The organism is Streptomyces sp. NPDC060064 (genome assembly GCF_042736455.1).
Taxonomy (GTDB): Bacteria; Actinomycetota; Actinomycetes; order Streptomycetales; family Streptomycetaceae; genus Streptomyces.
In genome coordinates this window covers 86,183-110,803 of sequence record NZ_JBHWWF010000006.1, presented here as the reverse complement: position 1 = coordinate 110,803, position 24,621 = coordinate 86,183, and the positions used below count along the sequence as shown (strand labels likewise).

At 70.5% G+C, this 24,621-nt stretch carries 21 protein-coding genes, 1 pseudogene and 1 riboswitch; of the genes and pseudogenes, 10 read left to right on the top strand and 12 right to left on the bottom strand.

The window, feature by feature from the left end:
* Positions 1 to 80: 80 nt before the first annotated feature.
* The 8 genes from ACFWDI_RS10080 to ACFWDI_RS10045 form a co-directional block, all read right to left on the bottom strand.
* Positions 81 to 740, bottom strand: a complete 660-nt coding sequence (locus tag ACFWDI_RS10080; protein WP_385302645.1) for an SCO2322 family protein — start codon at positions 738 to 740, stop codon at positions 81 to 83.
* Positions 740 to 2,089, bottom strand: a complete 1,350-nt coding sequence (locus tag ACFWDI_RS10075) for a prenyltransferase/squalene oxidase repeat-containing protein (RefSeq protein ID WP_385302643.1) — start codon at positions 2,087 to 2,089, stop codon at positions 740 to 742. The genes ACFWDI_RS10080 and ACFWDI_RS10075 overlap by 1 nt, the downstream gene beginning before the upstream one ends.
* 131 nt (positions 2,090 to 2,220) lie before the next feature.
* Positions 2,221 to 2,293: riboswitch (cobalamin riboswitch) on the bottom strand.
* Between the two features lie 79 nt (positions 2,294 to 2,372).
* Positions 2,373 to 3,419 (bottom strand): MBL fold metallo-hydrolase, encoded by a 1,047-nt coding sequence (locus tag ACFWDI_RS10070; RefSeq protein ID WP_385302641.1) that lies wholly within the window; start codon positions 3,417 to 3,419, stop codon positions 2,373 to 2,375.
* 227 nt (positions 3,420 to 3,646) lie between these two features.
* The gene (locus ACFWDI_RS10065) at positions 3,647 to 4,378 is read right to left on the bottom strand and encodes a CAP domain-containing protein (protein ID WP_385302639.1); all 732 of its coding nucleotides are present in this window, start codon (positions 4,376 to 4,378) and stop codon (positions 3,647 to 3,649) included.
* Positions 4,379 to 4,929: 551 nt separating this feature from the next.
* On the bottom strand, positions 4,930 to 6,171 hold the full coding sequence (locus tag ACFWDI_RS10060) for a cytochrome P450 (protein ID WP_385302637.1): 1,242 nt from the start codon (positions 6,169 to 6,171) through the stop codon (positions 4,930 to 4,932).
* Between the two features lie 65 nt (positions 6,172 to 6,236).
* Positions 6,237 to 7,625 (bottom strand): NAD(P)/FAD-dependent oxidoreductase, encoded by a 1,389-nt coding sequence (locus ACFWDI_RS10055; RefSeq protein WP_385302634.1) that lies wholly within the window; start codon positions 7,623 to 7,625, stop codon positions 6,237 to 6,239.
* Positions 7,615 to 7,851 carry a ferredoxin gene (locus tag ACFWDI_RS10050; protein ID WP_385302632.1) on the bottom strand — a complete coding sequence of 79 codons (237 nt, stop codon included), beginning with the start codon at positions 7,849 to 7,851 and terminating at the stop codon, positions 7,615 to 7,617. The genes ACFWDI_RS10055 and ACFWDI_RS10050 overlap by 11 nt, the downstream gene beginning before the upstream one ends.
* A 115-nt stretch (positions 7,852 to 7,966) precedes the next feature.
* Positions 7,967 to 8,632, bottom strand: a complete 666-nt coding sequence (locus ACFWDI_RS10045; RefSeq protein WP_385302631.1) for a hypothetical protein — start codon at positions 8,630 to 8,632, stop codon at positions 7,967 to 7,969.
* A gap of 341 nt (positions 8,633 to 8,973) precedes the next feature.
* On the opposite strand from ACFWDI_RS10045, the gene ACFWDI_RS10040 reads away from it, so the two are divergent.
* From ACFWDI_RS10040 to ACFWDI_RS10015, 6 genes are all read left to right on the top strand, one after another.
* Entirely contained in the window at positions 8,974 to 10,434 is a 1,461-nt protein-coding gene (locus ACFWDI_RS10040) for an aldehyde dehydrogenase (RefSeq protein WP_385302629.1), read from the top strand.
* Positions 10,435 to 10,445: 11 nt separating this feature from the next.
* A complete protein-coding gene (locus ACFWDI_RS10035) occupies positions 10,446 to 10,679 on the top strand; it encodes a ferredoxin (RefSeq protein WP_327323284.1) in 234 nt (77 codons plus the stop codon).
* Positions 10,680 to 10,820: 141 nt separating this feature from the next.
* Positions 10,821 to 13,397 (top strand): class III lanthionine synthetase LanKC, encoded by a 2,577-nt coding sequence (gene lanKC / locus ACFWDI_RS10030; RefSeq protein WP_385302626.1) that lies wholly within the window; start codon positions 10,821 to 10,823, stop codon positions 13,395 to 13,397.
* Between the two features lie 33 nt (positions 13,398 to 13,430).
* Positions 13,431 to 13,559, top strand: coding sequence for a SapB/AmfS family lanthipeptide (locus ACFWDI_RS10025; RefSeq protein WP_327323282.1), 129 nt, complete (start codon positions 13,431 to 13,433; stop codon positions 13,557 to 13,559).
* A gap of 98 nt (positions 13,560 to 13,657) precedes the next feature.
* Complete coding sequence (locus ACFWDI_RS10020) at positions 13,658 to 15,436, top strand: ABC transporter ATP-binding protein (protein ID WP_385302623.1); 1,779 nt, start codon at positions 13,658 to 13,660, stop codon at positions 15,434 to 15,436.
* Entirely contained in the window at positions 15,429 to 17,243 is a 1,815-nt protein-coding gene (locus ACFWDI_RS10015) for an ATP-binding cassette domain-containing protein (protein WP_385302620.1), read from the top strand. Before ACFWDI_RS10020 ends, ACFWDI_RS10015 begins: the two co-directional genes overlap by 8 nt.
* Here the strand turns inward: ACFWDI_RS10015 and ACFWDI_RS10010 are convergent.
* Positions 17,169 to 17,567, bottom strand: a pseudogene (locus ACFWDI_RS10010) (LuxR C-terminal-related transcriptional regulator); the annotation flags it as partial. The gene ACFWDI_RS10015 and the pseudogene ACFWDI_RS10010 sit on opposite strands and share 75 nt — an antisense overlap.
* Before the next feature lie 847 nt (positions 17,568 to 18,414).
* On the opposite strand from ACFWDI_RS10010, the gene ACFWDI_RS10005 reads away from it, so the two are divergent.
* Positions 18,415 to 18,702, top strand: coding sequence for a hypothetical protein (locus ACFWDI_RS10005; RefSeq protein WP_385302618.1), 288 nt, complete (start codon positions 18,415 to 18,417; stop codon positions 18,700 to 18,702).
* A 100-nt stretch (positions 18,703 to 18,802) separates the two neighbouring features.
* Here the strand turns inward: ACFWDI_RS10005 and ACFWDI_RS10000 are convergent, their stop codons facing one another.
* A complete protein-coding gene (locus tag ACFWDI_RS10000) occupies positions 18,803 to 19,447 on the bottom strand; it encodes a TetR family transcriptional regulator (RefSeq protein ID WP_362676055.1) in 645 nt (214 codons plus the stop codon).
* Between the two features lie 199 nt (positions 19,448 to 19,646).
* On the opposite strand from ACFWDI_RS10000, the gene ACFWDI_RS09995 reads away from it, so the two are divergent.
* The 3 genes from ACFWDI_RS09995 to ACFWDI_RS09985 all read left to right on the top strand — a co-directional run bounded on the left by ACFWDI_RS09995 (position 19,647) and on the right by ACFWDI_RS09985 (position 22,985).
* Positions 19,647 to 20,972, top strand: coding sequence for a glycosyltransferase family 4 protein (locus ACFWDI_RS09995; protein ID WP_385302615.1), 1,326 nt, complete (start codon positions 19,647 to 19,649; stop codon positions 20,970 to 20,972).
* Positions 20,973 to 21,171: 199 nt separating this feature from the next.
* Positions 21,172 to 21,906: a class I SAM-dependent methyltransferase gene (locus ACFWDI_RS09990; RefSeq protein ID WP_385302613.1), complete on the top strand. Its 735-nt coding sequence runs from the start codon at positions 21,172 to 21,174 to the stop codon at positions 21,904 to 21,906.
* Entirely contained in the window at positions 21,903 to 22,985 is a 1,083-nt protein-coding gene (locus tag ACFWDI_RS09985) for a prenyltransferase/squalene oxidase repeat-containing protein (protein WP_385302611.1), read from the top strand. The genes ACFWDI_RS09990 and ACFWDI_RS09985 overlap by 4 nt, the downstream gene beginning before the upstream one ends.
* A gap of 171 nt (positions 22,986 to 23,156) precedes the next feature.
* Here ACFWDI_RS09985 and ACFWDI_RS09980 read toward each other — a convergent pair whose 3' ends face one another.
* Positions 23,157 to 23,450, bottom strand: a complete 294-nt coding sequence (locus tag ACFWDI_RS09980; protein ID WP_327323274.1) for a hypothetical protein — start codon at positions 23,448 to 23,450, stop codon at positions 23,157 to 23,159.
* A gap of 95 nt (positions 23,451 to 23,545) precedes the next feature.
* Positions 23,546 to 24,556, bottom strand: coding sequence for an LLM class F420-dependent oxidoreductase (locus tag ACFWDI_RS09975; protein WP_385302609.1), 1,011 nt, complete (start codon positions 24,554 to 24,556; stop codon positions 23,546 to 23,548).
* Between the last annotated feature and the right edge of the window lie 65 nt (positions 24,557 to 24,621).

The window sequence follows — 24,621 nt, the reverse complement described above, 5'->3', positions numbered from 1 at the left end:
CGGGCCGCGGGTCACAGCGTCTCCGGCTCCGCCCCGCCGGCGCGGCTCCTCGTCGTCTCGCACCGTCGATGCCTCGGTCGTCATCCCCGGCGGCGGCGCGACTGCCACACCGCCGCGGTGCCGAGTACCGCTACCGCCGCGAGGCCGGCGATGAGGCCGACCGAGGGACCGCCCTTGTCGCCACTACCGCTCTTGCTCGCCGCAGACGAGGACGGCTTCGCCTTCGGCTTCGGTTTCGCCGCGACCTGTTCGCCGCAGCCGGATTCCGGGTAGCCCGAGATCGCACAGAGCAGCGCCTCGCTGTTGTACCGCAGCGGCTTCGCCACCGACGCCAGCGCCTCCGCGCTCGTCGCGTCCTTGCCGACCTGCGCGCACGCCGACCGCGACACGGGCGGCGTCTCGCCCTCCGGGGCGTCCGCCGGCGTCCCGGAGTCGATGACCAGCGCGATCCGCTTCGTGTCGTCCTTCGGCGGTGTCCGGCCGCAGATCGCCTCGAAGTCCGGAGCCGTGCGCGGCTGCGCCGAGTCCCCGCTGTCCTCGCTCACCGAGAAACGGAAGCCGTTCACCGAGCCGTCCGACGGCCTCGCCGTGGCCGGGCCCTCGGTGGCGTACGTCCACTTCCCGCCGCCGCTCTGCCAGAACGACCAGTAGCGGTAACCCGCCGCCTGCGCCGGACCCGCGCCCAGCACCGTGAGCGCGGCGCCGAGCGCGAGGACGAGGGAGAGGACTCGGGTACGCATCACCGCTGCTGGTTCTTCTTGCGGCCGCTGAGGAGGATTCCGGCGCCGACGCTGGCGACGAAGAACACGCCCACGATCCACCACACCCCGATGCCCGAGTCGGACTCGGAGTCCTTCTTCTTGTCCGCAGTCGGCGCCGACTGCCCCGTCGTCGACTCGGGCGCGGGACCCGTCGCGTTGAGCCCCGCCACCAGGTCCGTCCCGCCGAAGCTCTTCGGGTCCGCGCCAGTCGCATGCGCGGCGAGGATCAGCTGTGCGTACGCCGCCGGGCCGGACGCCTTCGCCCAGGCCGCCGAGTTCTGCTGCAGCCACTCCATCGGCTTCTTCGCCCGGTCGCCGAGGCCCTGCGCGCTCAGCGCGACGATCGCGTCCGCCGTGTTCCCGAAGTCCGGCTTCTCCGTCGGGTCCGCGGCGCCCGGCATCGGAGCCGTGTTCAGGTGCCCGGTCTTGGCGAGCGCGGTCGCCAGGTACGCCGCGCCGTTGTGCGCCGCGCCCTCGACCGTCGTCGCCTTCTCGCAGACCGTGCCCTTGGCGTCCTTCGCACCCGCTGTCACGGCCAGGCCCTTGCCGTGCGCGCCGAGCACAGCCGCCGCCGTGGAGTCCGCGACCATGCCGGGCGACTTCAGCTGGAAGACGAACGCGCCGCCGTCCTTCCCGCCGCACGGCTTCGCGAACGTCAGCAGCGCGTCGTACGGCGTCTTCCCGCCCTTCGACTTCACCGTCTCGGGCTTCTCGCCCGCCGCCGCGAGCGCGCCGATCACGATGGAGGTGGAGTTGGCGTCGCTGGCCCCGCCCGGGTTGTAGCTCCAGCCGCCGTCCGCGTTCTGCACGGACTTCAGCCAGCCGGCCGTCTTCTTCACGGTGGCGTCCTGCCCGCCGAGCGCGGCGAGCGCCTGCACCGCGGCGGCCGTGGCGTTGGAGTCCAGCGGCAGCTTGGCGTCGCACGCCTTGGCCGCGTCCGCGCGGTACGAGGGGAAGCCACCGCTGTCGCACTGCTGACCGGTCAGCCAGGTCACGGCCTTGGCCGCGGGCTTGACGCCCACCGTGTCCTGCGCGAGCAGCGCCAGTGACTGCCGCCAGACACCGTCGTACGTCGGGTCGCCCGTGCCGTACAGACCGGACGGCAGCACGGTCGACGGCGTCGGAGACGGCGCCGCGACCGCGGCCGGCGCGGCCCGCCAGACACCGTCGTACGTCGGGTCGCCCGTGCCGTACAGACCGGACGGCAGCACGGTCGACGGCGTCGGAGACGGCGCGGCGATCGCGGCCGGCGCGGCGGCCGAGGCTATGGCCATGCCGAGTACGGCGGAGGCGGCGAGCGATATGGCGCTGCGGCGAACGGGGGTCATGGCGGGCTGGGCCTCTCCTGCGGGAGCCGGGCACAGGCACGCTCAGGTACCAGGGCTCCGGCCCCGTATGCCTCGACGGTGCCGGCCACCGGCGGGCTGCCTGTGGCACGAGCCGGTCACGACCATGTACGGGGCATTCCGACTCACCGCTTGCGACGGCGGTTCACGGCTGCGGGTCAGTGCCGGATTTGCACCGGCTTCCCCCCGTACGGTCATGATGACGACTCGCCCACTCTACCGACCGGCCGGTGGTCGATCGCCGGTGGCCGGTGGCCACCAGGGGTCAGACCGCCACGTACAGCGTCGGACCGCTCCCTGCCAGCACCTCCGCGCGCCCCAGCTTCACCAGTCGCCGCAGATGTGCCTCCGCTTCCGAGACCGCGATGTTGCGTGATCCGTACGGGATCTGGTCCCAGGGCCGGTTCCACTCCATCCGCTCGGCGACCTGCCACGCGGTGCGCGGGGCGGCCAGCAGCCCGAGCAGACCGGTGAGCCGTTCCTCGTGGTGGTCGAGCAACTCCCGTACCCGGGACACGGCATCGGGGAAGGCGTACTGGTGCGCCGGGAGCACCTCGGCGGGTGCGAGGCGGCCGATGCGCTCCAGGGAGTCGAGGTAGTCGCCGAGCGGATCGGTGACGGTGGCTGAGTCGTCGGCGTCCGGATCTTCGTAGAGGCCGATGTGCGGGGTGATCCGGGGCAGCAGATGGTCGCCGGAGAAGAGCCGCCCATTGCCGGGTCTGCCCGCCGGATGGGCCTCGTCCAGGTGGAGGCAGACATGGCCGGGCGTGTGGCCGGGCGTCCAGATGGCGCGGAGCCGGCGGCCCGGCAGGTCGAGGAGTTCGCCGGGGACGATCTCCCGGTCGGGCAGGGCCGCGCGCAGGCCCGGCAGCGTACGCATCCGGCCGGAGGCGCGGGCCGCACGCAGCGGAGCGGTGTGTTCGTCGGGGGCGCCGGCCCTGGAGAGTTTGTCCGCCAGGTAGTCGAGCCAGCGGGCCGGTTCGGCCTCTCTGGTGCGGCGTACCACCGCACTGTCCGCGTCGTGCATCGCGATCCAGGCGCCGGAGACGTCCCGGACCTGCCCGGACAGGCCGTGGTGGTCGGGGTGGTGGTGGGTGATGACGACGCCGTGGATGTCACCGACCGCGACATCGAGGGAGCCGAGACCCGCGACGAGGGTGTCCCAGGAGGCCGGGTCGTCCCAGCCGGTGTCGATGAGTACGGGCCCGCGGTCGGTGTCGAGCAGGTGGACCAGGGTGTGACCGAGTGGATTGTCCGGAATGGGCACCTCGATGGACCAGACGCCCCCGCCGTGGTCGGTCACCTGGGTCATGGGGCTCTCGTCTCTCCTCGGCGACACGGCCACGGCCCACTATAACTAGAACTGGTTCCAATAGTCGCCCAAGTCGACTGTCATTCCAGCGGAGTTGGCTGACCTGCGGGCGCCGACGACGAAGGCCCCGACCGGCGAACCGGTCAGGGCCTTTCATCCGCTGGAGCGGCCTCGCCATCCCCGCAGAAGTGGGACCGGGGCAAGCGGTGGCCGGATTCCTTGTGCCGCTACTGGGCCGTTCCGAAGTCCTGCGTCCAGTAGCTGTTGGGCTGCGCGAGGCCGATGCCGATCTCCTTGAACGCACAGTTGAGGATGTTGGCCTTGTGGCCGGGGCTGCCCATCCAGCCCGCCATGACGCTCTCGGGTGTGGCGTAGCCGTAGGCGACGTTCTCGCCGTAGGTGCTCCAGTTGTAACCGGCACTCGAGATCCGGTCGCCAGGAGACGAGCCGTCGGAGCCCGTGTGGGACATGTTCGTGTGGGAAGCCATGTCCTTGCTGTGGTCCTGGGCGGCCTTCGTCAGCTTCGCGTTCATGGTCAGCGCGGAGCACCCGACCTTGCTGCGCTCGCTGTTGACGAGCTGCAACACGCGGGCCGCATCCCCGGACGCCGGGGCGGCGGTCTTCGGCGCGCTGGGAGTCGCGGTGGCCTTCGGCGCGCTCGGAGACGCGGTGGCCTTCGGTGCGCTGGGAGACGCGGTCTTAGGTGCGCTCGGAGTGGCAGCGGGCGCCTGCGACGCTCCCGCCGTCGGCTTCTGGCCCCATGGAGCGCCCGTCCACCGCTGCTGGGAGTTCGCACTCTTCCAGTGGTGGCCGTTCCAGTGGTGGCCGTAGGACTTACTGCCCGCGTTCTCCTGGGGGTCCCCGCAGGCCATGGCGGCAGAGGGCACACCTATCGCTCCCACGGCGACGGCCGCGATGGTTATCTTCCGGTAGTACGTCTTCCTGCGGTGCTTGCTCATGCGTGACCTCGCTCGTTGATCGCGGGGCGCCCCCGGTGTGGTCGACTCTGCGCAGATCCTGCACCTGAGCTGCGGAGACGCTTTGCGCCGCCATTCTTAGAACCGCTGTCAGGGCAGGGCAACGAGCACCAGTACTACCTTGGTTCGTAGGGCTGGAGGGCTCTTGAAATGGGCGCACGGGCGTGCTGGTCCGGCTTTCGGGGTCACGGAAGGTTCTGATGCTTCGTCAGAAACCCTTGCTCGCTCGCCGGCCGGGCGAAAGTGACGAGCGGACCGAATGCCGCCAAACCCTGCGCGGGGTATGTCTGTACCAAGACGGACAAATATCGCTATGTCGCGAACGTGCCATCTACTATTCAGCGACCTAAGTGCCGAATGTCCGTGTGGCTGATGTCACTGGGCGATGGGGGAACCAGCCTCCCCGTTGGTCGCTCTGCGTGACTTTGCCGCTTATGAGGGTGAGTGGCGGGGGAGCGCGAATGTAGCCAGGGCGCCTCCCGTTTCGAGGCGCTCCTGGCTACATGTTCCCCGTGGTCGCGCTGGTCGGTGAGCTAGGCGCGGAAGCCGTCGAAGGCGATGTTCAGGTGGCGGGGGCCACGCAGGACAGCGTTCTGGCGGTAGGGGGGTGGGTCCTCCACCAGGCGGGGGTTGTCGAGCCTGCGGGCGAGCTCGGTCAGGGCGAGCTGTGCCTCCATGCGGGCGAGGGGCGCGCCGAAGCAGTTGTGGATGCCGCTGCCGAGGCCGAGGTGCTGGTTGTCCTTCCGGTCGGGGTCGAACCGGTCGGGGTCGGGGAATCGTTTCGGGTCCCGGTTGCCGGAGGCAAGGACGAGCCAGAGGGACGCGCCCTTGGGGATGGTGGTGCCGGCGACCTCGATGTCCGCGAGCGTGGTGCGCTGGGGCAGCAGCTGCACGGGGGGTTCGAAGCGCAGGAGCTCTTCCACGAGCGGGACGGCCAGCTGAGGCTCTTCCCGCAGCCGCTTGAGGACGTCCGGGTTGCGCAGCAGGGTGAGCATCCCGTTGGTGATGAGATTGACCGTGGTCTCGTGGCCGGCGATCAGGAGCAGGGCAGCAGTACTGATCACCTCCATCGGGGTCATCTGCCCGTCGGGGCCGTGGTCGGTGGCCAGCGCGGAGAGCATGTCGTCGCCGGGTGCCTTGCGACGTTCGTCGATGAGCCCGGCCAGGTACATGCCCAGCTCGGTGCGGGCCTGCTGGGCGATGCGGCGCCGCTCGGTGGGGTCCTTGGACGGGTCCGGGTCCAGGCTGGCGGCGATGGTGTCGGCCCAGGTGTGAAAGCGGGCCTCGTCGTCGCGGGGGATCCCGAGCAGCCGGCAGATCACCGTCACGGGGAAGGGGTAGGAGAAGTTGTCGACGAGGTCGACCTGCTCCCGGTCTCCGAAGCCGTCGATGAGATCCGAAACGATCTTGGAGAGTTCGCCGCGCATGTTGTGGACACGCCGAGGGGTCTTCGGCGGTCCGAACGGCCGCATCGTCATCCGGCGCAACCGGTCGTGCTCGGGAGGGTCGAGCTTCAGGAAGGTGGGCGGCAGGTTGCCGCCCTCTTCCTCCTGGTCAGCGAGGGCGCCGGCGGCCTCGGGGGACAGATTTCGGGCGTCGGAGCTGATCCGCGGATCGTGGAGCAGGCCCTTGATCTCCCAGTAGTTGCTGACCACATACGTGTTGCCGTCCTCCTCTCGGTACACCGGAGTCTTGCGGAGCTCGGCGTACAGGGGATAGGGGTCGGCGCGGTTGGCGTGGTCGAGGATCTGTCCCAGGAGCGTGGCTTGCGTCATGACGGGTCCTTGTGGGCGTTGGAGACGGCTTTACGGGCCTTGGACGGGCGTTGCCGTGCCCGCGGTCAGGCTCGGACCGGGGTGAAGGAGATCCGCCGGTCGGTCGGCGAGTAGCCACTGAGGGTGACGGTCGGCGCGTGGGTGGGCAGCGAGGGGTCCGGGAAGTCGGCCGAGACCGGTTGCAGACCTTCAGGACGGCGGTCGACGGTGGGGAAGCTCAGCGGGAACGGCGCAGCCGATTCGATCAGCCGCTGGTAGAAGTCCAGCCACTTCGTCTGGTCGAAGGTGACGGCGGCGATGACCCGGCCCTGGTATCCGTACACGCCGGTGAAGCGCCGCTCGGCGAGCGATCCCTGGGCGATGAGGATCTCCTCGCCCAGGGACGGAACGCCGACCGACTTGATGCTGACGCCGAACTGGGAGGACCAGAAGGCCGGCACCCACAGGTGCGGACGGCGGTCCGAGCTGGCGCTGATCATGTTGTGCGCCGCGATCTCGGCCTGCGCGACGGCATTGCCCCAGTGCTCCAGGGACAGGAACTGGTAACCGAAGAGCGCATGCGGGGACCGTGCGACGTCACCGGCGACGAAGACGTCGTCGGTCACGATGCCCCGGACATCGAAGGCGCGGCAGCCCGCGTCGCAGGCGATTCCCCGGGGTCCGGCGCCGAGCCCGGATCCGGCCAGCCACTCGGTGTTGCGTGTCGCGCCGAGCGAGATCACCGCCACGTCCGCGTCGATCGTCGTGCCGTCGGACAGGTGGGCACGGCGCAGCCGCCCCGCCGAGTCGCCCTCCAGCCCTGTGACCATGACGCCGCAGCGCAGGTCCACGCCTGCTTGGCGTTGCAGCTCGGCGGCCACCTCGCCGACCACGCCGCCGAGCGCGCCCACGAGAGGCGCGGCCGCACGCTCCGCGACGGTGACGGGCAGTCCCTGCTCACGGCAGGCGGAGGCGATCTCCGAGCCGGTGAAGCCGGCGCCGATGATGAGCACCCGGCGAGGTCCGGCCGCCAGCCGCCGGTGCAGCCCCGCCGCGTCCTCGCGCGTGCGCAGCACGAAGACCCCGTCCAGCTCGGCCTCTTCTTCATGCGGCCACGGCCGGGCACGGACGCCCGTGGTGATCAGCAGCCGGTCGTACTCCACCTCGTCGCCGCCGGCCAGGCGTACCCGCTTGGCGGCCATGTCCAGCCCGGTGGCGGCGTCACCGAGCCGCCACTGCGCATCGATCGCCCAGCGGCGGGGCAGTGCGGTGTGCTCCGCGGACGCCTTTCCGAGCAGGACCTGCTTGGACAGCGGCGGCCGGTCGTACGGCTCGTGGGGCTCGTCGCCGATCAGCGTCAGCGAACCGGCGAAGCCCTCCTCCCGCAGGGTCTCCGCTGCCCGGAGGCCGGCGAGGGAGGCGCCCACGATCACGATCCGCCCCTCGCGCCTCAGCCATTCCAGCTCACCGTCCACTGGGCACCCCCTCCCTCACCGGGGCCGGTTCATTGCCCATGTCGTCCACCAAGATGGCCTGGACCGGGCACGCCGCGGCGGCGCGCGCCACGTGCTCCCGCTGTGCGTCGTCGGCGTGCGGGTTGTACAACAGCGCCTCGTCGCCGTGCATGGTGAATACGTCGGGTGCGAGGAAGGCGCACTGTGCGTACCCCTGGCACCGGTTCAGATCGACGACAAGCCTCATCAAGGGGCCGCCCTTCCAGTAGTACCCCTGCCCCAGCCTGTGCCTGCTCCTGTGGTTTCGCGAGCACAGGCGGGCCAAAGGAGTTGTCAGCCGATAACGCTCGGGAAATAGCTGGTCATGACGAGGGGGCCGGTGCGGGCCGCGGGCGGAAACTGGCCACCAGAATGTAGAGGCTGAGAACCAGAGCCCACAGCGGGAAGACCAGCTCGGACCAAGGGATGCTGCTCGTCACGAGGAGCAGCGTCAGGGCGACGAGATAGCCCAGGATGGAAAGCCAGCGCGGCAGGACTCCGAGCCGATGCCCGATGGAGGAGGTCGAGAAGGTGAATACCGCGGCCATGCGCATCGAGTAGGTCGTCAGCAGGCTGTAGGTGAAGTGATGGCCGAAGGACCGGAGTTGCACGGAGCCGGTCCCGGACGGATCGGCCGTGTCCAGCAGACTTCCGGCTGCTGCCGCGGCCCCGAAAAGAGTCGCCACGAATACCAGGCCGCTGCCCATGAAGACAGTGGCGAGGAACTGGTCCTCCGCCTCTCCGATACGTGCGCGCACAGCGCCCATGAACCACAGGAAGAAGATGCCCGCAAACGGGATGAGGCCGAGCGCCGTCTGTACCGCGTGCCGACTCGAGGGATCGATGATCCAGGTGCTGCTCCCGCCGCTCGACTCCTCCGGAATCGCCAGGCGGACGAGAACGATGGCAGCAGCGATCAGTACGGCGAAGATGATCCCTACCAGTCCTGCGGCTCGTGGGGTGCGCAGCGCCTGATCGCTCCTCTCCATGGGTGTCGTCGCTTCCTCTCCCTGTCGACTAGGACCAGCAAGCACCCACGCTCGCGGCCGCGCCACCCGGACCGCCCAAGAGGGTGACGTGCGCGGACCGGCAGCGAGTCGGCGTCGTGCGAATCGTGGTTCCGGATCATGCTTGGTGGCACCTCGCTGCTGTTGGAAAGGCCCGGAAGCGCCGCGCGGCCCCTTGGCGGCTCCGCGCAGCCCGGTCGCCCCCGCCCAACGGGAAACCACTGGTCGGGGGCTATTTCGTTCCTGCCGTGGACTCCTTCAACTAGAACTGGTATCAGTTCTGAAACAGTGTCAGAAGCGCCGGGCCGCAGGAGGCAGCAGCCATGACCGAGCTTGTGGAACACGGAAAGCTGTTCATCGGCGGGGAGTTGACCGATCCGCTCGGCAGCGACGCCATCGAGGTCGTATCGCCGCACACCGAGCAGGTCATCGGGCGGGTCCCGCACGCCTCACCGGCGGACGTCGACCGGGCGGTCGCCACCGCCCGCAAGGCCTTCGACGAGGGACCCTGGCCGCGCATGACGCTCGACGAGCGGATCGCCGTCATCACCAGGATCAAGGACGCGATCGCGGTACGGCACGAGGAGATCGCGCGCTCCATCAGCGCGCAGAACGGCTCCCCGTACTCCTGGAGCGTGCTCGCGCAGGCGCTCGGCGCGATGATGGTGTGGGACGCGGCGATCACCGTCGCCCGCGGATATCCGCACGAGGAGCAGCGGGCCGGAGTGCTCGGGCCGATCCTCGTACGGCGGGAGCCGGTGGGCGTCGTGGCGGCCGTGATCCCGTGGAACGTCCCGCAGTTCACAGCCGCGGCCAAGCTCGGCCCCGCGCTGCTGGCCGGCTGCACGGTGGTGCTCAAGCCATCGCCCGAGTCGCCCCTGGACTCGTACATCCTCGCCGAGATCGCGCAGGAGGCCGGGCTGCCGCAGGGCGTCCTCTCGATCCTGCCCGCGGACCGCGAAGTGAGCGAGTACCTGGTCGGGCACCCCGGCATCGACAAGGTCTCCTTCACCGGCTCGGTCGCGGCCGGCAAGCGGGTCATGGAGGTCGCCTCGCGCAATCTCACCCGCGTCACCCTCGAACTCGGCGGCAAGTCGGCGGCGGTGATCCTGCCGGACGCGGATCTGGAGTCGGCGGTGGCCGGGATCGTCCCTGCGGCCTGGATGAACAACGGGCAGGCGTGCGTGGCTCAGAGCCGTATCCTCGCGCCGCTCAGCCGCTACGACGAGATAGCCGAGGCGCTCGCCGCAGCGGCGAGCGCCCTGGTGGTCGGTGACCCGCTCGACGCCTCGACGCAGGTCGGGCCGCTGGTGGCCCGGCGCCAGCAGCAGCGCTCGCTCGACTACATCAGGATCGGGCAGGAGGAAGGCGCCAAGGTACTTACGGGCGGCGGGCGTCCGGCCGGTCTTGAGCAGGGCTGGTACGTGGAGCCGACGCTCTTCGGCGGGGTCGACAACTCCATGCGCATCGCCCGCGAGGAGATATTCGGGCCGGTGATCTGTCTGCTGCCGTACGGGGACGAGAGCGAGGCGGCGAAGATCGCGAACGACTCCGACTACGGGCTCAGCGGCAGCGTCTGGACGGCCGACGTCGAGCGTGGCATCGACTTCGCGCGGCGGGTCAGGACCGGGACGTACAACGTCAACACCTTCAGCCTCGACATGCTCGGGCCGTTCGGCGGCTACAAGAACTCGGGCCTGGGGCGGGAGTTCGGGCCGGAGGGCTACAGCGAGTACCTGGAGCACAAGATGATCCATCTGCCGGCCGGGTCCGGAGAGAACTGAGAGGAGAACTGATGGGAGACCGCTGGCACGTAGAGGTCGACCGGAACGTCTGTATCGGCTCGGGCATGTGCCTGAGCCACGCCCCGGACGGCTTCGCGCTCGACGCGGCCCGGCAGTCGCATCCACAGGACGCCGACACCGACGCCAACGAGAAGATCCTCGCGGCGGCCGAGAACTGCCCGGTCGAGGCGATCGCCATCACGCTGCTGGAGAGTGGGGAGCCGGTCTTTCCGCCCGAGGAGTAGCGGAGCAGCAACCGACCTTCGAACAGCGTGGAACAGAGGTTGACTCGTGCGTATCGCACAGTGATCTCATGACACGCGTGACTGTCCGGCCCCCCGGCCCCGTGGAAATCTTGGTGACACGTCGCCGAGGGGGGAAGCATCATGGACAAGCGGTACGAGGTCTTCTGTCTCGCGGACAGAATTTTCTACGAGACCCCGGACCGCTTGTCCTCCACGCGTACATCCGCCGGCCTGCCGTCCCGTACGGAGAGCAGCGTCCCGCTCTTCGAGGCGGCCCAGCGCCCGGTCCCCGAAGGGTGGCGAAGCTTCCTCTCCGGGGACTGGCTCCACATCAGTCCGGTGGACACGGTGCGCCCCCGCCAGGGCTGGAAGATCCATGTCTCGGCCTGTCTCGACAACGCCGAGAAGACCGCGGCGAAGGTGTGGGACTACTGCGTCCCACGGGAGATTCCCTTCAAGTTCGTCCCCGGCCGGCAGCCGCTGCACCTGCGCAACTCCAAATACGCGGGACGCGGCTCCAGCGGCAAGTTCGCCACCATCTATCCGGCCGACGACACGGAACTCCAGCTGATCCTGGAGGAGTTGGGTGTGCTGCTCGACGGCGAGCCGGGCCCGTACATCCTCACCGATCTCCGCTGGAACGACGGCCCGCTGTATGTACGGTACGGCGGCTTCGCGAAGCGGCACTGTGTCGACGAAACCGGCTCCGGCGCCCTCGTACCCGCCATCGAGAACCCCGAAGGCGTACTGGTGCCGGACCGCAGGGACCCCGTCTTCCAGCTGCCCGAGTGGGTGACGCTGCCCCCTTTCCTCGAGCCCCAGCTGGCGGCGCGCAACGCGACCACCACCGGTGAACTGCCGTACCGCATCGAGCGCGCCCTGCACTTCTCCAACGGCGGTGGCGTGTACGCCGGCACCGATCTGCGGACCGGCGAGCAGGTGGTACTCAAGGAGGCGCGGCCGCATGCCGGGCTCGCCGCGGACGGGGCCGACGCCGTGACACGGCTGGAGCGCGAGAGAGCCGCGCTCGAGCGGCTCACCGGGCTCGGCGTCGCACCCGAGGCGCGCGACTGGTTCATCCTCGGCGACCACCGCTTCCTCGTCATGGACTTCCTCCCCGGCCGCACCCTCAACTCCTTCTTCGCGCAGCGTCATCCGCTGCTGGCCGTCGAGCCGGATCCGGCGGCGGTCGCGGAGTACACGCAATGGGCGCTGGGTGTGCTGCACGCGGTCGAGGAGGCCGTGGCGGCCGTGCACGGCCGTGGTCTTGTCTTCAACGACCTGCATATGTTCAACATCATGGTCGACCCGGACGACGATTCCGTACGGCTGCTGGACTTCGAGGCCGCGACGCCGGTGAGCGAGCACCGCGGCCAGGCCATGGCCCACCCGGGGTTCGTCGCGCCGGGTGACCGTGAGGGCTTCGAGGTGGACCGCTACGCACTCGCCTGCCTGCGGCTCGCCCTCTTCGTGCCGATGACGACGCTGCTGGTCGTGGACCGGGGCAAGGCGGCGCATCTGGCCGAGGTCGCGGCGGAGCAGTTCCCCGGCCTGCCGGACGGTTTCCTCGACGAGGCGGTACGGGTGATCAGGGGCAAGTCCCCGGAACCCACGGGGAGTTACCTGCCCGCGGAGGCAGGGGACCGGCCTCGCGGCCACGACTCCATGGTCCGCGCGATCCTCGCGTCCGCGACACCGGAGCGCGACGACCGGCTCTTCCCCGGCGATATCGCGCAGTTCGCGGACGGCGGCGGACTCGGGCTGGCGCACGGCGCGGCCGGAGTGCTCTACGCCCTCGCCGAGACGGGCGCGGCACGCTACGAGGCGGGCGAGGAGTGGCTGCTCAGCCATACGGCCCCGCCACCGGCCGGCACCCCGCTCGGTCTGTACGACGGGCTGACGGGCGTCGCACACGTCCTCGACCGGCTCGGCCACCGCGAGCGTGCCGTCGAACTCGTCGGGCGGGTGCTCGACGAGAAGTGGCAGCGCCTCGCGCCCGATCTGCACGGCGGGCTGGCCGGCATCGGCCTCGTACTCGACCGGCTCGGACTGCGCGCAGAGGCGCTGGAGGCCGCTCGGGTCCTGGTCGACCGGTCGCCGACCGCCCACGGCAGGCGCGCCGGGCTGCTGCACGGCGCGAGCGGACCCGCCCTGTTCTTCCTGCGGCTGTACGAGTCCACCGGCGATTCCGCCCTGCTGGACCAGGCGGCCGAGGCGCTGCGCCGGGATCTCGCCCGGTGTGTGACGGACCGGTCGGGGACCCTGCTCGTGGACGAGGGCGTACGCACCATGCCGTACCTCGGAGCGGGCAGCGCCGGTATCGGCGCGGTCCTCGACGACTACCTCGCCCACCGTCACGACGAGGAGTTCGCCCGCGCCAGGGAGGCGATACTGCCCGCGGCCCGGCTGCGGTACTACGCGCAGCCCGGACTGTTCAACGGGCGCGCGGGGATGGTGCTGCACCTGGCCCGTACCCGTGCCCCGCGCCCGCAGCTGGACGCCCAGATCGCCGCACTCTCCTGGTACGCCGTGCCGTACGAGGGTGAACTCGCCTTCCCCGGCGACCAGATGATGCGGCTCTCCATGGACCTCGCCACCGGAACCGCCGGCTGTCTGCTCGCCCTCGGCGCCGCGCTCGGTGACCGTCCCGCGCAGCTGCCGTTCCTGCCGCCGCTGAAGGCGGCCCCACAGACGGCCCCGCAAGGGGTCGAGCAGTAAGTGCATACCGTCCCCATGAAAAAGGAGATCACCATGGCACTTCTGGACCTGCAGAAGCTGGACGTCCCCGAGACCGACCACGGCGGCGGTGGCGGGGAGAGCAGCGTTAGCCTGCTGCTGTGCGACAAGCACAGCTCGCACAGCAACCTTCTCTGCCTCTGATCATCTGCTTCTGATCAGGTGATTGTTCGCGGCCCTGGACGGCACCGCTCGCCGTCCGGGGCCGTGCGCACGCATGCAGATGGTGAGGGAGGGCGACCATGTTCCTGCGCGAAACCGTCCGGCACGGCGCGCCGCGTGCCGTCTTCGTCCTTCTGCTGACCTGCGCCCTTGCCGCGACCGGGCTTGCGCTGCCCGCCGTACTGGGCCGCGCGCTGGACCTGCTGCTCGCCGGCCGGCGGTCGGACGCCGATCCGTGGCTCGCTCTCTGCGCGGGCCTCACCGGCCTTGCCGTCGTCCTCGGCGCCCTCGACGGACTCGTCACCGGGACCGCCAACGCCCGTACCACCGCCTGGATACGAGAACGGGTACTGCGGCACGCCCTCGCGTCCGGACCCCGGCTGCGCCTGGCCCCCGGCGAGGTGGTGGCACGCCTCACCGGCAACGCCGCACAGGCCGGGACCGTGCCGACGACCCTCGCGACCGCGCTCGCCGCTGTGATCACACCCGTGGGCGGGCTCGTCGCGCTCGCCGTCACCGACTGGTGGACCGCGCTCGTGGTGATCGCCGGGATGCCCCTGCTCGTCCTGCTGCTGCGGGTGTTCATCCGGGAGTCCGGCGAGAGCACCGCGCGCTATCTGCGGGCCCAGGGCGAGATCGCGGGACTGCTGACGGAAGCGGTGCGCGGAGTCCGTACGATCGCCGCCGCCGGAACCCGGGACCGGGACGCGGCGCGCATCCTTGCGCCGCTGCCCGAGCTGTCCCGGCAGGGCCACCTGATGTGGTGGATCATGGGCCGATCCACCGCGCGGGCGGCCGCGCTGCTGCCTCTGCTGCAGCTCGCGGTGCTGGCTGTCGCCGGAGTACGGCTCGCGGAGGGCGCGTTGAGCGTCGGCGGAATGCTGGCCGCGTGGCGCTACGGAGTGCTCGCCACCGGCACCGGCGTTCTGGTCGGACAGCTCAACGGCCTGGTGCGCGGACGCATGGCGGCGGGCCGGCTCGCGGAGATCCTCGAGACGCCCGAGATGACGTACGGAGAGCGCGAACTTCCACCGGGCGAAGGCACTTTGGAGCTGCGCGGGGTGCGGCTGAGCGGGCTGCACAATGTCGATCTGGTGATACCGGGCGGCTCGGTCACCGCCGTCGTGGGCCGCTCGGGCAGCGGCAAATCGGCTCTGGCGGCCGTCGCCGGACGCCTTGCCGATCCCGACGCGGGGACGGTGCTTCTCGACGGCGTCCCGGTGGCCGGGCTCTCCCGAGAGGTGCTGCGCCGCGAGGTCGGCCACGCCTTCGCCCGTCCGGCGCTGCTCGGCGGGACGGTCGGCGGCACGATCGCCTTCGGTGCGTACGAGCCCGGCGATGCGGCGGTGGCCGAGGCCGCGCGAGCCGCGTGCGCCGACGACTTCGTACGCCGCCTGCCGCACGGCTACGCCACCGCGTGCGCGGCCGCGCCGCTGTCCGGCGGTGAGGCCCAACGCCTCGGCCTGGCACGGGCTTTCGCGCACGCCGGGCGGCTGCTGATCCTGGACGACGCCACCTCCAGCCTGGACTCGGCCACCGAACTGAAGGTGTCCCGCGCGCTGCTTCACGACGTCCGCGCCCGTACCCGTCTGATCGTCGCCCACCGCGCGCCGACCGCGGCCCGCGCGGACCTGGTGGTCTGGCTGGAGGAGGGCCGTGTCCGGGCCGTGGCCCCGCACGCCGAGCTCTGGCAACTTCCCGCCTACCGCGCGGTGTTCGCGGAGGAAGCGGTCGACGACGCAGCCGCGGAGGAGACGGTCGCGGAGATCGCGGCGGAGGAGACGGTCGCGGAGATCGCGGCGGGGGAGAAGGCGGTCGGGGAGACCGCGGCCGGACGGGAGGCGGTCGCGGATGGCTGAGGCCCGGCTCCGGCTGCTGCGGCACCGACCGCGTGTGCTCGTACGCCTCGCCGCGTGGTCTGCGCTGGAGGCGGGGCAGACGTTTCTCCTCGGGTACGCGCTCGCCCGCGCCATCGACGGCGGGTTCCTCGCCCATGAACCCGCCCACGGTCTGTACTGGCTGGTCGCCGCCGCGGTCGCCGTCGTCCTCGGGGCCTTCGGCACGGGCAGGGTCCACCGGGTGGTCGCCGCGCTGGTGGAGCCCGTACGGGACGATCTCGTACGCCGGGTGGTGGACCGCGCTCTGCGGGACGGCGACGACGCGGCAGTCTCCCGGCTCACCCATCAGGTGGAGATCGCCCGCGACACATTCGCGGGCCTCGTGCTGGTCTCGCGCACCTTCGTCTTCACCGCGGCAGGGGCCCTGGCCGGGCTGTTCTCCCTCGCGCCCGTCCTGCTGCTGGTGGTACTGCCGCCGCTGCTCGCCGGTCTCGCGCTCTTCCTGGCGACCCTGCGCCCGCTGGCCCGCAGACAGGAGACCTTCCTCGCCGCCGACGAGGCCATCGCCACCGAACTGGGCGCGCTGGTCTCCGGATTGAGGGACATCACGGCTGCCGGCGCCGAGGACCGCGTGGCGACGGACGCGGCTGCCCGGATCGCCGACGAGTACCGCGCGGCCCGCGACCTGGCCCGCTGGGGCACGCTGCGGGTCCTGGCCGTCGGCATCGGCGGGCGCCTCCCGGTGGTGCTGCTCCTGATCGCCGCGCCCTGGCTGCTCGCGCACGGAGTGACCGCGGGCGCCCTGGTCGGCGCCCTCGCCTATCTCACCCAGTCCCTGCTCCCCGCTCTGCAGTCGCTGATGCAGGGCCTCGGCACCTCGGGTGCCCGCCTCGCGGTCGTGCTGCGCCGGCTCACCGCGGAGGGAGTCCCGGAGGAGCCGCGCGCGGTGCGCCCCGGCCCCGGCCCCCGCACCGGGGGGGGGGGCCGGGGCGGGTCGGGGGTGGGGGGGGGCGGCGTGGCGGGCGCCTACGGTCCGGGCGCCGCGCCCGTCGTCGACGGGCTCGATCTGGCCGTTCCCGTGGGTGGTCATCTCGTCGTCGCGGGCCCGAGCGGCATCGGCAAGTCCACGCTCGCCGCGCTGATCGCCGGGGTGCTGCGGCCGGACGACGGCGAGGTCCTGCTCGGCGCCGAGCGGGTGCTCGTGCCGCAGGAGGCGTATATCTTCACCGCCACCGTGCGCGAGAACCTCGGCCATCTCTGCCCCGAGCCGCCTCCGGACACCGCCGTCCTCGCCTCCTGTGCGGCCGTCGGCGCGTACGGGCTGGTCGAGCGGCTGGGCGGTCTGGACGCACCGGTCGACCCCACCGCGCTGTCCGCCGGAGAGCGCCAGCTGCTCGCGCTGGCCCGCGCCCATGCCGCGCCCGCGCCTCTCGTGCTGCTCGACGAGGCGACCTGCCACCTCGACCCGGCGGCCGAGGCGCGCGCCGAGCGGGCGTTCGCCACCCGGCCCGGCGGCACGCTGATCGTCGTCGCGCACCGGATCGGCTCGGCGCGGCGGGCCGGCCTCGTGCTGGTGATGGACGGGACGCAGACGGAGTACGGCACCCACGAAGAGCTGTTGGCCCGCTCCTCCTTCTACCGCGAACTGACAGGGACCTTCGCAGGGTTCTCACACCCAGCCCTCGTCCTGGGAGATCCTTATGGCGTCGACCCGGTTGCGCGCCCCGGTCTTACGGGTGATGGCCGCCATGTAGTTGCGCACCGTGCCGTTGGACAGATGGAGACTGTTCGCGATGTCGCCGATCGAGGCTCCCTCGGCAGCCAGTGACAGCACGCTCAACTCCCGTTTGGTCAGCGGCATTTGAGCTGCTCGCAGAAAGCTGAAGCCCAGTGAGGTGTCGACGAAACGTTCCCCCTTGGCCACCTTCCGGATGGCGGCGATCAGATTCTCGGGTGTGCCCTCTTTGTCGACAAAGCCACAGGCGTATGCCTCGACGGCCCGCCGGATGGGACCTGGCCGGTTCGCGTTGGCGAGTACCAGTAACAGGCTGCTTCCCCCACCGGTCCGGCTTCCCGGCAGCTCACCGAGCGGCGCGATGCCGTACGACTCCGAACAGTCCAGGTCCACCGCGCACACGTCAGGGCGAAGCATGCGCGCCCGGCTCGGCGCGCTGCGCCAGGGCGCGTGGAAGACCTCCAGGTCGGGCTCTCCGGCGAGTCTTTCCGCCAGCGCCGACCGCAACAGACACACATCGTGCACCAGAAGTACCCGGATCACGTTCTGTCCCCCTAGCTCACCGCTTAACGGTTGCTCCATTCAGAACGCGAACATTCTTAGCGTGTCGCCCGCGTCATGGAGGTGCAGAATCAGCCAAGGGGTAGCAAGGGGGGCGCACGTGCCGGGCGCGAACTCCCGGTCTGCAACAACCCGCGCACGCGGGCCGTGCCAGGCTTCCGCGGCGATCGAACGGGTGCTCGAGAACGGCGGCTGAACCGCCCGCGCCGCGGCGACACGCCTCAGCCCGAGCAGACGTCAATGGCGCAACGGCGAAAGAGAGTTGCGCTTGACGATATGGGCGACTTCCTGTGCGCCTGGGGGCTGTGTGGCGCACTTGACACCAAGTGTACATATGGTTACTTTAGAACCAGATTGAACGAAATATCCGTCTTCTCGCCTGGCGAGAAGACGAACAATCTCAACATCCCGATCGACGACCACCCGGTCGTTGGTTGTCCGACGGACGGATGCTCCGCCGCGGGGTTTGCTGCACTCAGCAGCCCAGGTGGGCCCGATGCCGCGCATTCAGCGTGTGAGTCGGCGACGGAAACTCCCGTCGTGGTGATACTCCCGCCATGACGATGGCAAATTCCGCCATCTTCAAGGCCGATGTACCGGACCCTTCGCGAACGCATCATTGCGTCACCAGTGCTGACGCCACCGCGGCCGTGCAGGCTCGGGCCCGTCTACGCTCCCGGGAAGGGAAAGCACCATGCGGGTAATGACATCCAGGACTCTCCGGCTGCTTGCCAGCCTGTTTGCTGCTCTGACTCTCGGCTTGGTTGGAGCCGGCGCAGCCAGTGCCACCAGTTCGTCCCACCCCGCTGCGCACGACTACTGCGGCTACTCCAACAGTCGTTACAACGACTGGTGCAACTACGGCGACAACGGCCGCCGCGACTTCCGTGACTTCCGTGACTTCCGCGACAACGGCCGCCGCGACTTCCGCGACTTCCGCGACTTCCGTGACTTCCGCGACGCCAATGCCGTCATCGTCTTCGTCCGCTGACGTATGAAGGCTTAGGCCGAATCATCTCGGCGAGGCCGGTCGGGCCCTTTCTCCGGCAGTCCCGCGTGGCGACAGCTGCGCGGGACTACCTGTGTCGCGATCAGTGCAAGCCCCGGCCGCGGCCCTCGCCCGGCCCTTGCGGCGTCGTCAGGTCGATCAGCCGGCACACCGTCTCGATGTCGATCTTCACTTGCGCGATCGAGGCGCGCCCCGAGAGCCAGGTGATCAGCGCCGAGTGCCAGGTGTGCTCGATCACGCGCACCGCCGAGAGCTGCTCCGGCGTCGGATTCTCCAGCCCCATGGCGTCCAGGATGATCGCCGTGGTCTGGCGGGAGACCTTGTCCACCTCGGGGCTGACGCTGCGGTCCGCGAAGGTCAGCGCCCGCACCATCGCGTCCGCGAGATGCGGTTCGCGCTGGAGCGCCCGGAAGGCCCGCATCAGCGTCTCGGCAACCCGCTCCGCCGCGCTGTCCCCGGCCGGCGGCTTTTTGCGCAGGGTCGTGTGCATGTGCTGGAGCTGGTCCTGCATGGTGGCGACCAGCAGATGGATCTTGGAGGGGAAGTAGCGGTAGAGCGTGCCGAGCGCGACGCTCGACGACTCGGCGACCTCGCGCATCTGTACCGCGTCGAAGCCGCCCCGGCTGGCCAGCTGGGCGCTGGCGTGCAGGATGCGACGCCGGCGCGCCTCCTGGCGTTCCGTCAGGGGCGGCGAAGCAGGCACCGCCGACTTGGCTTCGGCTGTCATATGTCCCGTTCCATGCGCGAGTCCGGATCGCACAGCATGGCAGGGCCCCCGTCGTGGCGCGAATCACCTGATCCGGCCCGTACAGCAGCGCTACCTGCCGGTAGATTCGAAGCTCCTTGAGCGATCAAGTCTGAAACTTGTTCTAGATTAGCGTGAGCGGTTACGCTCCGGCGAAAACGCAGTGAGAAGGGGGCCGTGAGTGACCGCTGAGGCCATAGAGGCCGGCCCTCGTCCGGGCAGGTTCGGCGGCGGTGACGAGCCGCTGCGCATCGCGCTCCTCACCTACAAGGGCAACCCCTTCTGCGGCGGCCAGGGCGTCTATGTACGGCACCTCTCGCGCGAGCTCGCCCGCCTCGGCCACAGCGTCGAGGTGATCGGCGCACAGCCCTATCCCGTACTCGACGAAGGCGTGCCGCTCACCGAGCTGGGCAGCCTCGATCTGTACCGGAGCCCGGACCCGTTCCGTACGCCGAAGCGCGGCGAGTACCGCGACTGGATCGACGCGCTCGAGGTCGCGACCATGTGGACCGGCGGCTTCCCGGAGCCGCTGACCTTCTCGCTGCGTGCCCGGCGCCATCTGGCCGCTCGGCGCGGTGAGTTCGACGTCATCCACGACAACCAGACGCTCGGGTACGGGCTGCTCGCCGACCTCGGCGCACCGCTGGTCACCACCATCCACCACCCGATCACCGTCGACCGGCAGCTGGACCTGGACGCCGCGGGCGACTGGCGCAGGCGCGCGTCCGTACGCCGCTGGTACGGCTTCACGCGGATGCAGAAGCGGGTCGCGCGCCGACTGCCGTCGGTGCTCACCGTTTCCGGCTCCTCGCAGCAGGAGATCGTTGATCACCTCGGCGTGCGGGCCGGCCGCGTCCATGTCGTCCACATCGGGGCCGACACCGACCTCTTCTCGCCGAACCCGGCGGTCGCGGAGGTCCCCGGCCGGATCGTCACCACGTCCAGCGCGGACGTCCCGCTCAAGGGCCTCGTCCATCTTGTCGAGGCGCTGGGGAAGCTCCGTACGGAGCATCCCGCCGCGCATCTCGTCGTCGTCGGCAAGCGCGCGGAGGACGGTCCCGTCGCACAGCTGATCGAGCGGTACGGCCTCCAGGACGCCGTCGAGTTCGTCAAGGGCATCTCCGACGCCGAGCTGGTCGACCTGGTGCGCAGCGCGCAGATCGCGTGTGTGCCGTCGCTGTACGAGGGCTTCTCGCTGCCCGCGGCGGAGGCGATGGCGACAGGCACGCCGCTGGTCGCCACGACCGGCGGTGCGATCCCGGAGGTCACGGGCCCGGACGGGGAGACCTGCCTGGCGGTGCCGCCGGGCGACGCGGGTGCGCTCGCCGCAGCGCTGGGCCGGCTGCTCGGCGACGAGGCGCTGCGCGTACGGCTGGGGGCGGCGGGCCGGGAGCGCGTGCTGGCGCGGTTCACCTGGCGGCAGGCGGCGATCGGTACGGCCGAGCACTACCGCGAGGCGATCGCGACGCGCTCGCCCCGCTCCGCGGCGCTGGGGGCCGCCCGGTGACCCGTCTCCACCAGGCGCGGTGTGTCCGGACCCGTACCGGCTCCCGGCATCCCCGGCGCTCCGTGCCACAGGCATCGGCCCGCTCCACAGCCCCGTACCCCGGCCGCTCCGCGGCCATATGTGTGGGCCGCAGGCCCACGAATCCGGACCGCACTGCGGACCCGCGTACTGGAACCTCCGACCGCGAAAGCAGGTCTACGTGCTGACCGTCGACTTCTCCCGCTTCCCGCTCGCCGCGGGCGACCGCGTGCTCGATCTGGGCTGCGGTGCAGGCCGGCACGCGTTCGAGTGCTACCGGCGCGGTGCGCAGGTCGTGGCCCTCGACCAGAACGGCGAGGAGATCCGCGAGGTCGCGAAGTGGTTCGCCGCGATGAAGGAGGCCGGGGAGGCGCCGGAGGGCGCCACCGCCACCGCCATGGAGGGCGACGCGCTCAATCTGCCGTTCCCCGACGAGTCCTTCGACGTCGTGATCATCTCCGAGGTCATGGAGCACATCCCGGACGACAAGGGCGTGCTCGCCGAGATGGTGCGGGTGCTGAAGCCCGGCGGACGGATCGCCGTCACCGTGCCGCGCTACGGCCCAGAGAAGATCTGCTGGGCGCTGAGCGACGCGTACCACGAGGTCGAGGGCGGCCATATCCGCATCTACAAGGCCGATGAACTGCTCGGCAAGATGAAGGAAGCCGGCCTCAAGCCGTACGGCACGCACCACGCACACGCGCTGCACTCGCCGTACTGGTGGCTCAAGTGCGCCTTCGGCGTCGACAACGACAAGGCTCTGCCGGTCAAGGCGTACCACCAGCTGCTGGTCTGGGACATCATGAAGAAGCCGCTGGCCACACGGCTCGCCGAGCAGGCGCTCAACCCGCTGATCGGCAAGAGTTTCGTGGCGTACGCGACCAAGCCGCACCTGCCCGCAGTGGCCGCCAAGTGACTGTGCCCAAGCGCGGCCCCGGCCGTACGGAACACCTGGTCCTGCCCGGGGTCCTCACCGCGGAGGAAGCCCTCGAGACCGTTGCCGGGATACTCGCCGTGCAGCGCGAGGACGGCGCGATCCCGTGGTTCCGGGGGCATCACCTCGACCCGTGGGACCACACCGAGGCGGCCATGGCGCTGGACGCGGCGGGCGAGCACGAGGCCGCGGCCCGCGCGTACGAGTGGCTGATACGGCATCAGAACGAGGACGGCTCCTGGTACGCCGCGTATCACGACGGCGAGGCGGACCGGCCCACCGACCGGGGCCGTGAGAGCAACTTCTGCGCCTACATCGCCGTCGGCGTCTGGCACCACTTCCTGGCCACGGGCGACGAGGGGTTCCTCGACCGGATGTGGCCGGCCGTCTACGCCGCGATCGAGTTCGTACTGGCGCTGCAGCAGCCCGGCGGCCAGATCGGCTGGAAGCGGGAGGCGGATGGCACGGCGGTCAACGACGCGCTGCTGACCGGCAGTTCGTCGGTCCACCAGGCGCTGCGCTGCGCGCTGGCGATCGCCGAGGAGCGCGAAGAGCCGCAGCCCGACTGGGAGCTGGCGGCGGGCGCGCTCGCGCATGCGATCCGCCGGCACCCGGAGCGTTTTCTCGACAAGAGCCGCTACTCGATGGACTGGTACTACCCGGTCCTCGGCGGTGCGCTGACGGGTGCGGAGGCCAAGTCCCGTATCGAGGACGGCTGGGACGACTTCGTCGTACCGGGCCTCGGAGTACGGTGCGTGCTGCCCAACCCGTGGGTGACCGGCGGTGAGAGCTGCGAACTCGCCCTGGCGCTGTGGGTGATGGGCGAGTCCGACCGGGCGCTGGAGATCCTTCAGTCCATCCAGCATCTGCGCGCCGAGGGCGGCATGTACTGGACGGGGTACGTCTTCGAGGGCGAGCGGGCCGTGTGGCCGGAGGAACTCACCGCCTGGACGGCGGGTTCGCTGCTGTTGGCGGTGGCCGCGCTCGGGGGAGACGAGGCGACGGTTGCGGTGTTCGGCGGGGAGCGACTACCGCGGGGGCTCGCGCCGGAGTGCTGCTAGGCCCTGCCGGCTGGGGCTCCGCCCCGGGCCCCCGTACGCCCTTCGGGCGTGTCCTCAATCGCCGGACGGGCTGGATTTTCCAGCCCCGCCGGCGATTGAGGCGCGGGGGTCCGGGGGCGGAACCCCCGGTTCGGGAAGGGGCGGGTAGGGGAAGGCTCCCCCGGTCACCGGCTAGTACCTCCGCAGCCGGCCCGCCACCGCGTGGCCGATGAAGAGGTACACCACCGCCGCCAGGCCGTAGCCGGCGACGACGCGCGCCCAGGCGTCGTCGAAGGTGAACAGGTCGTAGGACCAGCCGGCGAGCCAGTGCGCGGCGTCCTGGATGAAGCTCACCAAGTCGTTGGCGCGGTTGGCGTCCAGCAGGTACATCAGGATCCAGAGGCCGAGGATGACGGCCATGACATCGGCAACGATCATGATGACCGCTGCGGCCTGATTCGTTCCGTTGTGATGACGAGGACTCATGGGCATCGGGTTACCGCTTGTGAGCGTGTGAAACCCTCGGCGTACAACAGGCTCGGGACGGAGCTGCCGTACGCCTCCCAACCGGGCGAGCGAGCCTAGGAGTTCAGCTCCGCAAGGACGCGCAAAGTGTGCGGGTCCGGAGCGGTCACCAGCAGGTCCGTGACCGGGCCCTTGCGCCACAGCTCCAGGCGTTCCGCGATCCGTTCGCGCGGCCCGACCAGCGAGATCTCGTCGGCGAAGGCGTCGGGCACCGCCAAGACCGCGTCCTCGCGGCGGCCGTCGGCGAACAGCTGCTGGATATGCCGGGCTTCGGACTCGAACCCCATCCGGGCCATCAGATCGGCGTGGAAGTTCCGTGCCGCGTGGCCCATACCGCCGATGTAGAAGCCGAGCATCGCCTTCACCGGCAGCAGTCCTTCCGCCACATCGGTACAGACCTTGGCGCGGGCCATCGGCGCGATCATGAACCCGTCGGACAGGCTGCCGAGCGAGGCCTCGTAGACGTCCGTACGCATCGGCGACCAGTACAGCGGCAGCCAGCCGTCGGCGATGCGCGTCGTTTGGGCGATGTTCTTCGGACCCTCCGCGCCCAGCAGGAGCGGCAGCCCGGCGCGCAGCGGATGCGTGATCGGCTTGAGCGCTTTGCCGATACCGGTGGCGTCCTCTCCTCGGTACGGATGGGAGTGGAAGCGGCCCGCCAGTTCAACAGGGGCCTCCCGCCTGAGCACTTGGCGGATCACATCGACGTACTCGCGGGTCGCCGTCAGCGGGCTCTTCGGGAACGGACGGCCGTACCAGCCCTCCACCACCTGCGGCCCCGACAGGCCGAGTCCGAGCATCATCCGGCCGCCGGAGAGATGGTCCAGGGTGAGCGCGTGCATCGCGGTGGCGGTGGGGGTGCGGGCGGCCATCTGCGCCACCGCCGTGCCGAGTCGGATGCGGGAGGTGTGCGCGGCGATCCAGGTCAGCGGGGTGAAGGCGTCGGAACCCCAGGCCTCCGCCGTCCATACGGAGTCGTAGCCGAGGTGCTCGGCCTCGCGCGCGAGATCGAGATGGGCGGGGTCCGGGCCGCGGCCCCAGTAGCCGAGAGCGAGTCCGAGTCGCATGCCGTGTCCCCCTCCAGCGCCACGTTTCTGACGGTGCGTCAGAGTACGCCAACGGCCCACCGCCC

Excerpts from the sequence above, each read along its gene's own strand:
- ACFWDI_RS10005 (WP_385302618.1), top strand. The coding sequence starts at position 18,415 with ATGACATCCAGGACTCTCCGGCTGCTTGCCAGCCTGTTTGCTGCTCTG.
- ACFWDI_RS10065 (WP_385302639.1), bottom strand. The coding sequence starts at position 4,378 with ATGAGCAAGCACCGCAGGAAGACGTACTACCGGAAGATAACCATCGCG.
- ACFWDI_RS10000 (WP_362676055.1), bottom strand. The coding sequence starts at position 19,447 with ATGACAGCCGAAGCCAAGTCGGCGGTGCCTGCTTCGCCGCCCCTGACG.
- ACFWDI_RS10050 (WP_385302632.1), bottom strand. The coding sequence starts at position 7,851 with ATGAGGCTTGTCGTCGATCTGAACCGGTGCCAGGGGTACGCACAGTGC.
- ACFWDI_RS10070 (WP_385302641.1), bottom strand. The coding sequence starts at position 3,419 with ATGACCCAGGTGACCGACCACGGCGGGGGCGTCTGGTCCATCGAGGTG.
- ACFWDI_RS10025 (WP_327323282.1), top strand. The coding sequence starts at position 13,431 with ATGGCACTTCTGGACCTGCAGAAGCTGGACGTCCCCGAGACCGACCAC.
- ACFWDI_RS10045 (WP_385302631.1), bottom strand. The coding sequence starts at position 8,632 with ATGGAGAGGAGCGATCAGGCGCTGCGCACCCCACGAGCCGCAGGACTG.
- ACFWDI_RS10020 (WP_385302623.1), top strand. The coding sequence starts at position 13,658 with ATGTTCCTGCGCGAAACCGTCCGGCACGGCGCGCCGCGTGCCGTCTTC.
- ACFWDI_RS10060 (WP_385302637.1), bottom strand. The coding sequence starts at position 6,171 with ATGACGCAAGCCACGCTCCTGGGACAGATCCTCGACCACGCCAACCGC.
- ACFWDI_RS10040 (WP_385302629.1), top strand. The coding sequence starts at position 8,974 with ATGACCGAGCTTGTGGAACACGGAAAGCTGTTCATCGGCGGGGAGTTG.
- ACFWDI_RS10080 (WP_385302645.1), bottom strand. The coding sequence starts at position 740 with ATGCGTACCCGAGTCCTCTCCCTCGTCCTCGCGCTCGGCGCCGCGCTC.
- ACFWDI_RS09980 (WP_327323274.1), bottom strand. The coding sequence starts at position 23,450 with ATGAGTCCTCGTCATCACAACGGAACGAATCAGGCCGCAGCGGTCATC.
- ACFWDI_RS10075 (WP_385302643.1), bottom strand. The coding sequence starts at position 2,089 with ATGACCCCCGTTCGCCGCAGCGCCATATCGCTCGCCGCCTCCGCCGTA.
- ACFWDI_RS10035 (WP_327323284.1), top strand. The coding sequence starts at position 10,446 with ATGGGAGACCGCTGGCACGTAGAGGTCGACCGGAACGTCTGTATCGGC.
- ACFWDI_RS09975 (WP_385302609.1), bottom strand. The coding sequence starts at position 24,556 with ATGCGACTCGGACTCGCTCTCGGCTACTGGGGCCGCGGCCCGGACCCC.
- lanKC (WP_385302626.1), top strand. The coding sequence starts at position 10,821 with ATGGACAAGCGGTACGAGGTCTTCTGTCTCGCGGACAGAATTTTCTAC.
- ACFWDI_RS10015 (WP_385302620.1), top strand. The coding sequence starts at position 15,429 with ATGGCTGAGGCCCGGCTCCGGCTGCTGCGGCACCGACCGCGTGTGCTC.